Genomic DNA, 13,963 nt, shown 5'->3' with positions numbered 1-13,963 from the left:
ACGAGAACGGGTCACTTGGCCTGGACCCAGCTCTCTCACTTCTTAATTACTTCCGCTCACTGACTCCCATAAAGCAACTTGCGCGGCGCCCCGCTGATTGCCGCCGCCAGCTTCGCCGCCTTGGCCGGCGGCAGCTCCTCGCGCAGGATGGCGAACACGCGCCGGCCTTCGGCCAGCTTCGCGTCGGCTTCCTCGCCGCGGCCGGCGACCAGGATCACGCATTCGCCGCGCTGCTGGTCGGGATCGTTCGCTACGCGTTCGGCCAATGCCGCCAGCGGTTCGCCCAGCACGGTCTCGAACAGCTTGGTCAGTTCGCGCGCCAGCACCGCCTCGCGCCCGGCGCCGAACACGTCGCGCATGTCGGCCAGGCTCTCGGCGACGCGGTGCGACGACTCATAGAAGATGAGCGTGCGCGCATCGCCGGCCAGTTCCTGCAGCCGGCTGCGCCGCGCCGCCGCCTTCGGCGGCAGGAAGCCTTCGAACACGAAACGGTCGCTGGGCAGGCCAGCCACCGACAGCGCCGCAATCGCCGCGCACGCGCCCGGCACCGGGATGCAGCGGATGCCGGCCGCGCGCGCAGCGCGCACCAGCCGGAAACCCGGATCGCTGATCAGCGGCGTGCCCGCGTCGGAGATCAGCGCCACCGCAGCGCCGCCCTGCATCCGGCGCACGATGGCGTCCACCGCATCGCGCTCGTTGTGCTCGTGCAGCGCGATCAGCGGCGTGTCGATGTTGTGATGCACCAGCAGCGGCCGGCTGTGGCGGGTGTCTTCCGCCGCAATCACCGCCACCGCGCGCAAGGTTTCGATCGCGCGGGCGGACAAATCATCGCGATGGCCGATGGGCGTTGCGACCACCCACAGGCAGCCTGACTGAACAGATGACATCTGCGAACTCCTGCGCCGTAAGCCGGCAACTCGATCCGCTATGATCGCGCATTGACGACCATGACGAACAAGGGATTTCCCATGCGCTTCATGCGCCTCTCGCGCGTCGCCGCGATCGCACTGCTGTTTTCGCTGGCGCTGGCCGCCTGCGTGCCGGCGAACGCACCGCGCTCGCCGGCCGAACTCGCCGCCGCGCAAAGTGCCGAAGCGCTGTCCCGGCAAGGCCAGTTCGACCAGGCCGCCCAGGCCTGGCTGGCACTCGCCGCGCAATCGAGCGGCCACGCCGACAGCTATCGCCTGCTGGCCGCTGAGGCCTGGCGCGAGGAAGGCCAGCTCGATCGCGCCGCCCCGGTGCTGGACAGCATCAAGCGCCAGCGCCTGAGCGGAGACGAGCCGCTGCGCTTCGACCTGCTGCGCGCCGAACTGGCACTCGACAGGCACGACGCCGCCACCGCGCTGCGGCTCACCACGCAGCCGAACGTCGCGGTGCCGCCCGCTTTGCAATTGCGCCTGCTGGAGTGGCGCGCCCGCGCGATGGCCGCCAGCGGCGACCGCTGGGGCGCCGCGCGCACCCGCGTGCAGATGGACGGCCAATTGAGCGGCTACGACCACGCCCAGAACCGCAAGCAGGTTCTCGCGCTGCTCAACCAGGTCGGCGTCGAGTCGCTCAAGCAGCGCGCCGCCGCGATGCAGCGCGGCGACCGCATGCTGCCATGGGTGAACGAGGCGCTGAACCAGCTCGGTGTCGCCGTGGCGCAGCCGCCGCCGGACCTGCAGCAGCCGGTCGGCACCCTGTTGCCCGGCGCCGACGCGAACGTACGCGAAGGCTACAAGGTGCCCAGCCAGGTCGCCCTGCTGCTGCCCGGCGACGGCAATTACGCGGCGGCGAGCACGGCGATCCGCGAGGGCTTCTTCGCCGCCTACCTCGACGCCGGACGCAACCACGCGCCGCGCCCCTCGGTGCGCGTCTACGACAGCCAGGGCACCGCCGAGGGCGCAGTCAAGGCCTACCAGCAGGCGGTCAGCGACGGCGCGCGGCTGGTGGTCGGCCCGCTGACCCGCGGTGAAGTCGCCGCGGTGTTCAGCCAGGCGCAATTGCCGGTGCCCTTGCTGGCCTTGAACCATCCCGACGACAAGCAACTGCCCGCCGGCGACACCAGCGAATTCGGCCTGCTGCCGGAAACCGAAGGCGCCCAGGCCGCCGACCACATGGTCGAACGCGGCCTGCGCCGGGTCTACGTGCTGATCTCCACCGACGATTTCGCGCAGCGCGCGGCGGGTGCGTTCAAGGCCGAGCTGGCCGCGCGCGGCGGCGAACTGGCCGGCACGGTCACCCTGCCGCCGGGCGCGACCACCTACACCAGCCTCATCGCCGACCTGCACCTCCCCGCCAGCACCAGCGTCAGCGCGAACCCGACGGCGACACCGGCCGAACCCGTGGCCGCCGGCACCACGGCTGCGCCCGCCCCCAGTGGCGTGGTGAACGACACCGGCATCTTCATCAGCATGCGCCCGGAACAGGCGCGCCTGCTGCTGCCGCAGTTGCGCATCGCGCAGGCGAACCTGCCGGTAATTGCCACCTCGCACGTCTACGCCGGCAGCGACGACGTCGCCGCGAACCGCGACCTGGATGGCGTGGAGTTCTGCGATGCGCCGTGGCTGTTCGACGCCCAGCCGGGCCTGCCGAACCACGACGGGATCGCCGCACGCCTGCCGGCCGCTCGCGGCGGCGCGGCGCGGCTGTTCGCGTTCGGCATGGACGCGTGGAACCTGGTGCCCTATCTCGACTGGCTGCGCGCCCACCCCGGCAGCTACGTGCCCGGCGCCAGCGGCCAGCTCGCCGCCGACCAGTTCGGCCGCGTGCGCCGCGTGCTGATCTGGGCGCAGTTCCAGAACGGCCTGGCGCGCCCGCTGGGCGGCAGCCTGCAGATGGACGATGTACCGTCGAATGCGCCGCCTGCCACGTCCGGGTCATCGCCAGCGGGTTCCCCGTCGAGCGGAACCTTCCAGCCCGCGACAAACTGATGCGCGCTGCCGGCGATGGCTTCGAGCAGTGCGCCTGCGATGAACTCGAACGCGCCGGCCTGAAGCTGCTGGCGCGCAACTACACTACCCGCCACGGCGAGCTGGACCTGGTGATGCGCGATGGCGACGCCGTGGTCTTCGTCGAGGTGCGCTACCGCAAGAGCGCCAGCCACGGCGACGCCGCCGCCTCGGTCACCGCGGCCAAGCAGGCGAAACTGATCCTGGCCGCGCAACACTGGCTCGCCGCGCACCCGCAACACGCGCGGCGCAGCTGCCGCTTCGACGTGGTCAGCTACGACGGTCCGTCTGACGCCATTCGGCGCGACTGGCTGCGCGGCGCGTTCGAGGCCGGCTGATCCGGCCCGACCGATTCAGGCCCGGCTGATCTGGCGCAGCAACTTCTTCCCGCGAGTGGATTACGCTTTGCCGATGCCCCTGCCCGACGCACTGCTCGCCCGCCTGCGCGAGATCTTCCCCGGTGACGCACTCGCCACCACCGCCGACGAACGGCGTGCCGCCGCCCGCGACCATTCCCGCCATGAACACCTGCCCGACGCGGTGGTGTTCCCCACCACCCACGCGCAGGTCGAGGCGCTGATGCGTGCCTGCCGCGAACACAAGGTGCCGCTCACCGCGCGCGGTGGCGGCACCAGCTCCACCGGCGCCTCGGTGCCGCTGGCCGGCGGCGTGGTGGCGAACTTCATGCGCATGAACCGTATCCTGCGCATCGCTCCGGACGACCGCCTCGCGCTGGTGGAACCCGGCGTCACCAACGAGGCGCTGCAACAGGCGCTGGCACCGCACGGCTTCTTCTGGGCGCCCGACCCGGGCTCGGCACCGTGGTGCACGGTGGGCGGCAACCTCGCCTGCAATGCCGCCGGGCCGCACGCGGTGAAATACGGCGCCACCCGCGACAACGTGCTGGGCCTGGCCGGCGTGGCCGGCACCGGCGAAAGCTTTCGCTGCGGCACGCAGACCAGCAAGAGCGCGATCGGCTACGACCTCACCCGCCTGCTGGTTGGCTCGGAAGGCACGCTGGCGGTAATCACCGAGGCCACCTTGAAACTCACCCCGAAACCCGCGGCGCTGCGCAGCCTGCGCGCCAGCTACCGCGACGCCGCCAGCGCCGCGCAGGCGGTGGCGCGCATCATGGCGCAGCCGGCCACGCCCTGCGCACTGGAGTTCATGGACGCGCTGGCGCTGAAGCTCGCGCGCGAACACCAGCCCGAGGCCGGCGTACCCGAGGCCGCGGCGCTGCTGCTGATCGAACTGGACGGCGCACCCGATGCGCTGGAGGCGGCCTGCGCCGCGGTCGAGGCGGCCGCCCGCGTGGACGGCCTGGTGCAGCTGGAGGTGGCGCGCGACGAAACGCAGACGCGCGCGCTGTGGGCCGCGCGCAAGGCGCTGTCGTTCGCCCAGCGCGCGGTCACCCAGCACAAGATCAACGAGGACGTGGTGGTGCCGGTCTCGCGCCTGCCCGCGCTGGTGGACAGCGTGCGCGCGCTGTCGGAAAAGCACGCCGTGCCGATCGTGAGCTTCGGCCACGCCGGCAACGGCAACCTGCACGTGAACTTCCTGCCGCGCGACGTGGACGAGATCGAGCGCGCGTACGCCGCCCTGCCCGAGCTGTTAGAACGGGTGCTCGCGCTGGGCGGCACGATTTCCGGCGAGCATGGCATCGGCGCGGTGAAACGCGAGTTCATGCCGCTGGCGCTGTCGGGCGCGACGCTGGGCCTGATGCGCGGCGTCAAGGCCGCGTTCGATCCGGACGGCATCCTGAACCCGGGGAAGTTGCTGCCTTGAACGACACGCATCGCACTCCTGGCGAGCCATCGACGGCGGAGCTGCTGCAGCTGTCGCGCCGGATGGACGAGCTGCTGGCAGACATCCGCAGCTGTCGCACCTGCTCGCAGCAGAACCCGCCGGGACTGCGCCCGGTGTTGCAGGCGTCGTCGACGGCGCGACTGCTGATCGTCAGCCAGGCGCCGGGGCGCAAGGTCGAGCAGACCGGCATCCCGTTCAACGATGTCAGCGGCGAGCGGCTGCGGGACTGGCTGCAGATCGATCGCGACACGTTCTACGACGCCGCGCGCGTGGCGATCGTGCCGATGGATTTTTGCTACCCCGGCAAGGGTCGCAGCGGCGACCTGCCGCCACGCCCCGCATGCGCGGCGATCTGGCACCCGCGGCTGTTTCCGCTGATGCCCCGCGTGCGCCTGACCCTGGCCATCGGCCAGTATGCGCAGGCGGGGCTGTTGGGCAGTGCACGCGCGGCCACGCTCACCGAGACGGTGCGCGACTGGCGCACGCACCTGGCCCGCGGCGTGCTGCCGCTGCCGCACCCCAGCCCGCGCAACCGACCCTGGGTGCTGCACAACCCGTGGTTCGAGGCCGAGCTGCTGCCGGTGCTGCGCGCGCGCGTGGGCACGGCGCTGGCCGACACTGATTGAGCTGCCGCATCGCACCTTGCCGCCTGGCGCTGGCGTCGTCTAACCTGCCCCGCTACAACATCGTGGCCACGGGGCCGACCCCGGCCTTGCAGGGGAACCCTCGTTCATGAGCCTCAAGCTCCGCCTCACCGTACTCAATTTCTTCCAGTACTACATCTGGGGCGCGTGGCTGCTGACCATCGGCACCTGGTGGTTCCAGACCCAGCACTGGTCGGGCACCAGCTTCGGCGCGATCTTCTCGACCATGGGCATCGCCTCGCTGTTCATGCCCTCGCTGGTCGGCATCGTGGCGGACAAGTGGATCAACGCCGAACGCCTGTACGGCATGCTGCAGATCTGCGGCGCCGTGGTGCTGTTCGCGATCCCGCACGTGCGCGGCCCGGAGCAGATGTTCTGGGTGATGCTGCTGAACATGTGCTTCTACATGCCCACCATCTCGCTGGCGATCACGGTGGCCTACAACGCGCTGAAGCAGGACGGCCTGGACGTGGTGAACACGTACCCGCCGATCCGCGTGTGGGGCACGATCGGCTTCATCGCCGCGACCTGGACCACCAGCCTGCTCGGCTTCAAGGCCTCGCCCGCGCAGTTCCACGTGGCCGCGGCCGCCTCGCTGCTGCTGGGCCTGTATGCCTTCACCCTGCCGAAGTGCCCGCCGCGGCTGCGCGCCGAGGAAGGCCGCGGCCTCGCCGACCGGCTGGGGCTGACCTCGTTCACCCTGTTCAAGAACCGCAACATGGCGGTGTTCTTCATCTTCGCCATGCTGCTGGGCGCGGCGCTGCAGCTGACCAACGCCTACGGCGACGCCTTCCTCAGCGACTTCGTCAAGGTGCCCGCATACGCCAACCTGCTGGCGGTGAAGTACTCGACCATCATCATCTCCATCTCGCAGTTCTCCGAAACCGCCTTCATCCTGACCATCCCGTTCTTCCTGAAGCGCTTCGGCATCAAGGCGGTGATGACGATGAGCATGCTGGCCTGGGTGCTGCGCTTCGGCCTGTTCGCATTCGGCGACCCAGCCGGCGGGCTGTGGATGATCGTGCTCTCGTGCATCGTCTACGGCATGGCGTTCGACTTCTTCAACATCTCCGGCTCGCTGTTCGTGGAGAGCCAGGCCGACCCGAAGATCCGCGCGAGCGCGCAAGGCCTGTTCATGCTGATGACCAACGGCGTCGGCGCGGTGCTCGGCAGCCTGATCGCCGGCTTCGTGATCGACCACTTCTTCACCAACCACCAGTGCGACGACACCGTGGCGATCTGCAAGGACTGGCCCGGCATCTGGCTGGCCTTCGCCGGCTACTCGCTGGTGATGGCGTTGCTGTTCGTACCGCTGTTCAAGCACCGGCACGATCCGCTGGCGGCACAACGGGCCGTACCCACGCACTGAACCAGGCAAAGCCGGCGCCGCAGCAATTGTTATTGCGAATCATTTTCATTTAATATGCGCCTCCCCAACCGGAGGCCCCCATGTCATCCACCGTTCGTCCGCTCGCCCTTGCCCTCGTGCTCGCCTTCGCCGGCGTCGCCCATGCCGCCGACCAGAAGGATGCCGTCGAACTCCGGCGCATCGAGGTTTCCGAGAGCACGCTGCGCATGCCGCAGAGCCAGGGTGCGCTGCCGACCACGATCACGGTGATCACCGCCGAGGACCTGCGCCAGCAGCTGGCGATCAACCCGGACCTTTCCGACGCCATAGGCAACCTGCTGCCCTCGTTCGCCCCCTCGACGCAGAAACTCAGCTCGCGCGGGCAGACCCTGCGCGGGCGCAACCCGCTGTACATGATCGACGGCGTGCCGCAGTCCAGCCCGCTGCGCAACGGTTCGCGCGATGCCTACACGATCGACCCGGCGATGATAGAGCGCATCGAGATCGTCGAGGGCTCCAATTCGATGCAGGGCCTGGGCGCCGCCGGCGGCATCATCAACATCATCACCAAGCAGGCGCCGAAGCAGGACGGCGTGCGCCAGGAAGTCACCGTCAACACCAGCGCGCCGACCCGCGGTGCGAACGGCCTGGGCTACGGCGCGGCGTACCTGCTGGGCATGCGCAGCGGCGCGTTCGACCTGGTCGCCGGCGCGGCATGGCGCAAGCGCGGCATGTACTCCGACGCGAAGGGACGGCTGATCGGCGTCGACGGTACCCAGGGCGACCTGATGGATTCGCGCAGCACCGACGGCTTTGCCAAGCTCGGCTACGACTTCGCGGGCGCACGCCGGCTGCAGCTGACGGTCAACCGTTTCGACCTGCAGGGCAACGGCGACTACACCGCCGTACCGGGCGACATGGCCGCCGACCTGCCGACCACTTCGGTCCGCGGCAAGCAGCCCGGCGATGCGCCGCGCAACCGCGTGCTGACCAGCAGCCTCGACTACCGCGACCCGCAACTGGCCGGCGGCGAACTGCGTGCGCAGCTCTATCACCAGAAGAACCGCGAGCTGTTCGGTGGCGGCACGTTCGGCACCTTCCAGGACCCGGCCTACGGCCCGGGCCTGCTGTTCGACCAGTCGCAGAACGTGTCGACCAAGGACGGCGCCCGGCTGTCATGGGCGAAGCGCGGCCTGCTCGACGACAAGCTCACCGTGCTGGCCGGCGCCGACGGCTATCGCGACACCACCTTCCAGGAACTGACTCACACCGGTCGCCACTGGGTGCCGGACAGCACCTACACCGGCTGGGCGCCGTTCCTGCAGGCCGAATACTGGCCGCTCGAGTCGCTGTCGCTGTCCGGCGGCCTGCGCCACGAGCACGGCACGCTGGAGGTGCCGACCTTCCAGACACTGGCGGCTTATAAGGGCGTCACCGTGCAGGGGGGCTCCACCCGCTTCAGCAAGACGCTGCCGAACCTCGGTGCGGTCTGGTACCTCACCGGCCGGCTCAACCTGTTCGCCAGCTACGCCGAGGGCTACACCCTGCCCGACGTGGGCCGCGTGCTGCGCGCGATCAACAAACCCGGCCAGAGCGTGGCCAGCTTCCTCGACCTCAAGCCGGTGGTCTCGGACAACCGCGAGGTGGGCGCCGAGTACGCCGGCGACCGAGTGGGCGCACGGGTGAGCTACTACGTCTCGCGCTCGCGGCTGGGCTCGGTGCTGGTGTTCGACGCGCCCAACCAGGTCTACAACGTGATGCGCCAGCGCACCGCGATCAGTGGCTGGGAGGCGCGCGCGAACTGGCAGCCACTCGATGGCACCCGCCTCGACGCCTCCTTCGCGATCAACCGCGGCCGCTCGGACCGCAACGGCGACGGCGAAGTCGACTCCGACCTCGACGGCGCCAACATCGCGCCGAACCGGCTCAACCTGTCGTGGACGCAGCACTGGAACGACGCCTGGTCGAGCTACCTGCAAGTCAGCCACGCCTACAGCCGCGACTTTGCCACGCTGGGCCGGCGCAGCGCGCACTTCGACGGCTACAGCACCGCTGACGCCTACCTGAAGTGGCACAGCGGCCGCGCCGGCGACTGGACGCTGGGCGTGCAGAACCTCGCCAACGAGCAGTACATCAACTACGTCGCGCAGACCGTCGGCGACGACGACTCGTACTTCGCCGGCCGCGGCCGCGTGGTCTCGCTGACCTGGCAGCAGGTGTTTTGAGCGGACCTGCCGCCACCGCCGAACCAACGCCGTGGCGACTGCGCGGACGCACGCGCCAATGGCTGCAGCGGCTGCACCTGTGGCTCGGCCTCAGCGTCGGCGTGGCGTATGCACTGATCGCGCTCAGCGGCAGCCTGCTCGCCTGGCAGCAGCCGTGGCTGCGCGCGGCCTACCCGCAGCTCGCCGGGCACGTGTTGCCCGACGCGGCCCAGCGCGCGGCCGTGCTCTCGCGCATCGCCGCGGAATGGCAGCCGCAGGACCTGCGCGCCGCCGACCTGCCGCTACCCGGCCTGCCGGTGTGGCAGCTGTATTTCGGCGATGGCACGCGCCGCTACCTCGACCCGGCCAGCGGCGAGCTGCTGTTGACGCGCGCGCCGCGCGGCGACGTGCTGCAAGTCGTGCGCGAGTGGCACACCCATCTGCTGGCCGGCAAAACCGGCGAGGAAGTGCTGGGCGTGCTCGGCTGGCTGGTGCTGCTCCTGCTGCTGTCCGGGTCGCTGCTGTGGTGGCCGGGCCGGCGCAACCTCGCCGCCAGCCTGCGCCCGCATGCGCAGCCGCCCACGCGGCGCTGGCTGAGCTGGCACCGCAGTACCGGCGTGCTCACCCTGCCGTTGATCCTGCTGGTCAGCCTCACCGGCACGCTGATGGTCTATGGCGCCGGCACCGGCCGGCTGCTGCGTGCGGTGTTCGCAGAACCGCCACCGCCGAAACCGCCGGCGGCGATCGCGCTGCGTGATGCACCGATCGACTGGGCCTCCGTGCTGGCCGCCGCGCAACGTGCGCTGCCCGGCGCCGCCCTGCATCGCATGACGCTGCCGGGAGCGCGCAACGGCCAGCTGGCGATCCGCGCGCAGGCGCCCGGCGAATGGCATCAGGTCGGGCGCAGCACGATCTGGCTCGACCCCTATGACGCCACCGTGCTGGGCAGCCATGACGCCACCGCGGATGGCATCGGTACGCGCATCAACAACGCGGTCTACCCGCTGCACTCGGGCGGCGTCGGCGGCCGGACGTGGCAGCTCGCGGTAACCGTGGCCGGCGTGCTGCCGCCATTCTTCCTGGTGACCGGGTTCCTGTTCTGGCGTGCGCGCCAACGGCGCCACCGCCAGTAAACGATCCCGGAAAACACCAGAACGGCGGTTTCCGGGATTCACTACAATAGCCGGATGCAAATCGGCCCTTACCACATCGACCCGCCAGTGGTGCTCGCCCCAATGGCGGGCGTCACCGACAAGCCGTTCCGCCTGCTGTGCAAGCGGCTCGGCGCGGGCTTGGCCGTGTCGGAGATGACCACTGCCGACCCGAGCCTGTGGCAGACGCGCAAGTCGCTGCGCCGGATGGACCACGCCGGCGAACCCGAACCGGTCAGCGTGCAGATCGCCGGCTATGACCCGACGATGCTGGCCGAGGCGGCGCGCTTCAACGTCGCCAACGGTGCGCAGCTGATCGACATCAACATGGGTTGCCCGGCCAAGAAGGTATGCAACGTGTGGTCCGGCTCCGCACTGCTGCAGGACGAGCCGCTGGTGGCGCGCATCGTGAAGGCGGTGGTGGATGCGGTGGACGTGCCGGTGACACTGAAGATCCGCACCGGCTGGAACCGCGACAACAGGAATGCGCTGAACATCGCGCGCATCGCCGAGGACGCCGGCATCGCCGCGGTGGCCGTGCACGGCCGTACCCGCGCCGACAAGTACGAAGGCGAGGCCGAGTACGCCACCATCGCCGCGGTGAAGGCCGCGGTGCGCATCCCGGTGCTGGCCAACGGCGACGTCTGCACGCCGCAGCAGGCCAGGCACGTGCTCGCCGTCACCGGCGCCGACGCCGTGATGATCGGCCGCGGCGCCCAGGGTCGGCCATGGATCTTCCGCGAGATCGCCCACTACCTCGCCACCGGCGAACTGCTGCCCGAACCCGAACCGGCCGAAGTGGCGGCGATCCTGCTCGGCCATCTCGAGCACCTGCACGCGTTCTACGGCGAGCAGGCCGGCGTGCGCATCGCACGCAAGCACCTGGGCTGGTACGCGAAGGACCGTCCCGAGAACGCCGCGTTCCGGCAGGTGGTCAACCGCGCCGAAACCGCCAGCGAGCAGTTACGCCTGACCCGCGACTACTTCGCCGCGCTGGCCAGCGGCGAACGGCTGGCCGCCTGATCCATTCCGTTGGCGTGACGGCATGTCCGTTTGACTTTGGACGTCCATACGTCTAATTTGCGAAACGTTGATGGTAGCCGTCGCCTCATGTGAGTGAAGCGACGGCCTCAAGGGAAGCCGGTGCGAATCCGGCGCTGCCCCGCAGCGGTATGTGGAAACGACCTCCGTCACAGGCACTGGATGCGATGCATCCGGGAAGCGACGGACAGTAGGCCGCGCAACACGTCCACGAGCCCGAATACCTGCCTCAGCCGGAAGCGCCCACTTGCGTTTCCGCCCGGCCTGGCGTTTCCGCGGGGGAACACCGATGCCTGCGCGTCGCTGCCCCAGGGCCTCGCGCCGGCTTCGCCTGCCCGCGGCAACACCGGTTCGCCCGCGGGGGCGAAGGTCAACGGTCCGGCAATCCCGTCGGCCATCTCCTTCGTTCCTCTTTGCCTATCCTGCAGGAGGAATATCCATGTCACTCGTTACCCATGCCGGCTTTCCGCGCATCGGCCTGAAACGCGAACTCAAGCGCGCACTCGAATCGCACTGGCGCGGCGACACCGACGCGCAGGCGCTGCAGGACACCGCCCGCATCCTGCGCCTTCGCCACTGGCAACTGGCGCGCGCTGCCGGCGCCGATGTCGTGCCGTGCAACGACTTCAGCCTGTACGACCACGTGCTCGATACCGCCGTGTTGTTCGACGCCATCCCCGAGCGCTACCGGCCGGTGTTTGCGGAAAACGCGCTGGACGGCTACTTCGCGATGGCCCGCGGCCACAAGCGTGGCGGCCACGACCTGCACGCGCTGGAGATGACCAAGTGGTTCGACACCAACTACCACTACCTGGTGCCGGAGCTGCAGGCCGGCCAGCGCTTTGCGCTCAACGGCGACAAGCCGCTGGCGGAATTCCGCGAGGCGAGGTCGCTCGGCCTGCATGCGCGGCCGGTGCTGCTTGGTCCCGTGTCGTTCCTGCTGCTGTCCAAGACGGTGGACGGCAGCGACCGGCTCACCCTGCTCGATGCCCTGCTGCCGCCCTATGCCGACCTGCTCGGGCAACTGGCCGACGCCGGCGCCGACTGGGTGCAGCTGGACGAGCCCTGCCTGGTACTCGACCTGGACGACGACGACCGCGCGGCGTACCGCCACGCGTACGCGACACTCGCCGCGGCGCGCACGCCGCGGCTGCTGCTGGCCAGCTATTTCGGTGCGCTGGGCGACAACCTGGCCATGGCCGCCACGTTGCCGGCCGACGGCCTGCACATCGATCTGGCGCGTGCACCGGAGCAGCTCGATGTCGTGCTGGATGCGCTGCCCGCCGACCGCATCCTCAGCGCCGGGGTGGTCGACGGCCGCAACATCTGGCGCAGCCATCCCGCGCGCGTGCTGCCGTTGCTGCGCAGGGCGCAGGCGCGGATCGGCAGCGAACGCCTGTGGCTGGCGCCATCGTGTTCGCTGCTGCATGTGCCGATCGACCTTGAAGCGGAAACCGGGCTCGACCCGCAGCGTCGCGCATCGATGGCGTTCGCGCGGCAGAAGATCGAGGAGCTCCGCGTGTACGCCGATGCCCTCGCCGGCCAACCCGAAGCCGATGCCGCACTGGTCGCGCAACAGGGGCTGCTGGACGCGCAGGCGAATGCGCCCGGCGTGGTCGTTGCCGGCGTGCGTGGTCGCCTGCACGCGCTCGGCCCGCAGGCCTCGCTGCGCCGATCCGCCCATGCGAAGCGCCGGGTGACCCAAGCCGAAGTCCTCGACCTGCCGCCGCTGCCCACCACCACGATCGGCTCGTTTCCGCAGACCGACGACCTGCGCAAGGCACGCGCCGCGCATCGCGCCGGCAGGCTCGACGACGCGGCCTACGAGCAGGTGCTTCAGGCGGAAATCAACCGCGTGGTGCGCTTCCAGGAGCGCCTCGGCCTGGATGTGCTGGTGCATGGCGAGCCCGAGCGCAACGACATGGTCGAGTACTTCGGCGAGCAGCTGGACGGCTACCTGTTCACCCGGCTCGGCTGGGTGCAGAGCTACGGTTCGCGCTGCGTGAAGCCGCCGGTGATCTGGGGCGACGTGGCCCGGCCCGCGCCGATGACGGTGCGCTGGTCGCGCTATGCGCAGTCGCTCACCGACAAGCCGATGAAGGGTATGCTGACCGGCCCGGTGACGATGCTGCAGTGGTCGTTCGTGCGCGACGACCTGCCGCGCGAAACCGTCTGCCGGCAGATCGCACTGGCCTTGCGCGATGAGGTGCACGACCTGGAAGCGGCCGGCATCGGGCTGATCCAGATCGACGAGCCAGCCCTGCGCGAAGGCCTGCCGCTGCGTCGCGCCGACTGGCCCGGCTACCTGGCGTGGGCGGTGGAATGCTTCCGCATCGCCGCCGGCGGGGTGCGCGATGCAACCCAGATCCACACCCACATGTGCTACTCGGAGTTCAACGACATCATCGAGGCGGTGGCGGCGATGGACGCCGACGTGATCTCGATCGAGACCAGCCGTTCGCGGATGGAACTGCTCGATGCCTTCGCCCGCTTCCGCTACCCGAACGGCATCGGTCCCGGCGTCTACGACATCCACTCCCCGCGCGTGCCCGGGCAGGAGGAAATCCTCGACCTGCTGCACAAGGCGCTCGACGTGCTGCAGCCCGGGCAGCTGTGGATCAACCCCGACTGTGGCCTGAAGACCCGCGGCTGGCCGGAGGTGGAACAGGCCCTGCGCCACATGGTCGACGGCGCGCTGCAGCTGCGCGCCGAGCTGGCGGCCATTCCCGGATAGCGCGTCGCCGGCGATCGTCCGCTCTCGCGGGAGCGGGCGATCCTGCGGCCGTCCAAACGGCTGAACACGGACCTAACCCCGCAGGACCCAGAATCGTCGCGGGCT

10 protein-coding genes and 1 riboswitch are annotated in these 13,963 nt (G+C 69.9%); of the genes, 9 read left to right on the top strand and 1 reads right to left on the bottom strand.

Annotated elements, in window-relative coordinates:
- Positions 1 to 56 precede the first annotated feature (56 nt).
- Positions 57 to 887, bottom strand: a complete 831-nt coding sequence (rsmI, locus tag QQA13_RS02905; protein ID WP_108471925.1) for a 16S rRNA (cytidine(1402)-2'-O)-methyltransferase — start codon at positions 885 to 887, stop codon at positions 57 to 59.
- Positions 888 to 968: 81 nt separating this feature from the next.
- On the opposite strand from rsmI, the gene QQA13_RS02900 reads away from it, so the two are divergent.
- The 9 genes from QQA13_RS02900 to metE all read left to right on the top strand — a co-directional run bounded on the left by QQA13_RS02900 (position 969) and on the right by metE (position 13,858).
- Positions 969 to 2,912: a penicillin-binding protein activator gene (locus tag QQA13_RS02900; RefSeq protein WP_108471926.1), complete on the top strand. Its 1,944-nt coding sequence runs from the start codon at positions 969 to 971 to the stop codon at positions 2,910 to 2,912.
- The gene (locus QQA13_RS02895) at positions 2,912 to 3,268 is read left to right on the top strand and encodes a YraN family protein (RefSeq protein WP_108471927.1); all 357 of its coding nucleotides are present in this window, start codon (positions 2,912 to 2,914) and stop codon (positions 3,266 to 3,268) included. The genes QQA13_RS02900 and QQA13_RS02895 overlap by 1 nt, the downstream gene beginning before the upstream one ends.
- Positions 3,269 to 3,341: 73 nt before the next feature.
- Positions 3,342 to 4,715 carry an FAD-binding oxidoreductase gene (locus QQA13_RS02890; RefSeq protein ID WP_108471928.1) on the top strand — a complete coding sequence of 458 codons (1,374 nt, stop codon included), beginning with the start codon at positions 3,342 to 3,344 and terminating at the stop codon, positions 4,713 to 4,715.
- Positions 4,716 to 4,777: 62 nt separating this feature from the next.
- Positions 4,778 to 5,362, top strand: coding sequence for a uracil-DNA glycosylase family protein (locus tag QQA13_RS02885; RefSeq protein ID WP_108472008.1), 585 nt, complete (start codon positions 4,778 to 4,780; stop codon positions 5,360 to 5,362).
- Between the two features lie 106 nt (positions 5,363 to 5,468).
- Positions 5,469 to 6,749, top strand: a complete 1,281-nt coding sequence (locus tag QQA13_RS02880) for a nucleoside permease (protein WP_108471929.1) — start codon at positions 5,469 to 5,471, stop codon at positions 6,747 to 6,749.
- An 80-nt stretch (positions 6,750 to 6,829) separates the two neighbouring features.
- On the top strand, positions 6,830 to 8,953 hold the full coding sequence (locus QQA13_RS02875; RefSeq protein ID WP_108471930.1) for a TonB-dependent receptor: 2,124 nt from the start codon (positions 6,830 to 6,832) through the stop codon (positions 8,951 to 8,953).
- Positions 8,950 to 10,065, top strand: coding sequence for a PepSY-associated TM helix domain-containing protein (locus QQA13_RS02870; RefSeq protein ID WP_108471931.1), 1,116 nt, complete (start codon positions 8,950 to 8,952; stop codon positions 10,063 to 10,065). The genes QQA13_RS02875 and QQA13_RS02870 overlap by 4 nt, the downstream gene beginning before the upstream one ends.
- Before the next feature lie 54 nt (positions 10,066 to 10,119).
- Positions 10,120 to 11,106, top strand: a complete 987-nt coding sequence (dusB, locus tag QQA13_RS02865; RefSeq protein WP_108471932.1) for a tRNA dihydrouridine synthase DusB — start codon at positions 10,120 to 10,122, stop codon at positions 11,104 to 11,106.
- Positions 11,107 to 11,159: 53 nt separating this feature from the next.
- Positions 11,160 to 11,370, top strand: a riboswitch (cobalamin riboswitch).
- Positions 11,371 to 11,563: 193 nt separating this feature from the next.
- On the top strand, positions 11,564 to 13,858 hold the full coding sequence (gene metE / locus QQA13_RS02860; RefSeq protein WP_108471933.1) for a 5-methyltetrahydropteroyltriglutamate--homocysteine S-methyltransferase: 2,295 nt from the start codon (positions 11,564 to 11,566) through the stop codon (positions 13,856 to 13,858).
- Positions 13,859 to 13,963: the final 105 nt, after the last annotated feature.

The organism is Rhodanobacter thiooxydans, assembly GCF_030291135.1.
Classification (GTDB): Bacteria; Pseudomonadota; Gammaproteobacteria; order Xanthomonadales; family Rhodanobacteraceae; genus Rhodanobacter; species Rhodanobacter thiooxydans_A.
The sequence above is the reverse complement of the archived record's forward strand: the minus strand, read 5'-3'. Positions and strand labels throughout refer to the sequence as shown.

Bases quoted from the DNA above. Each gene is read 5' to 3' on its own strand.
- rsmI (WP_108471925.1), bottom strand. From the start codon at position 887: ATGTCATCTGTTCAGTCAGGCTGCCTGTGGGTGGTCGCAACGCCCATC.
- QQA13_RS02900 (WP_108471926.1), top strand. From the start codon at position 969: ATGCGCTTCATGCGCCTCTCGCGCGTCGCCGCGATCGCACTGCTGTTT.
- QQA13_RS02895 (WP_108471927.1), top strand. From the start codon at position 2,912: ATGCGCGCTGCCGGCGATGGCTTCGAGCAGTGCGCCTGCGATGAACTC.
- QQA13_RS02890 (WP_108471928.1), top strand. From the start codon at position 3,342: ATGCCCCTGCCCGACGCACTGCTCGCCCGCCTGCGCGAGATCTTCCCC.
- QQA13_RS02885 (WP_108472008.1), top strand. From the start codon at position 4,778: ATGGACGAGCTGCTGGCAGACATCCGCAGCTGTCGCACCTGCTCGCAG.
- QQA13_RS02880 (WP_108471929.1), top strand. From the start codon at position 5,469: ATGAGCCTCAAGCTCCGCCTCACCGTACTCAATTTCTTCCAGTACTAC.
- QQA13_RS02875 (WP_108471930.1), top strand. From the start codon at position 6,830: ATGTCATCCACCGTTCGTCCGCTCGCCCTTGCCCTCGTGCTCGCCTTC.
- dusB (WP_108471932.1), top strand. From the start codon at position 10,120: ATGCAAATCGGCCCTTACCACATCGACCCGCCAGTGGTGCTCGCCCCA.
- metE (WP_108471933.1), top strand. From the start codon at position 11,564: ATGTCACTCGTTACCCATGCCGGCTTTCCGCGCATCGGCCTGAAACGC.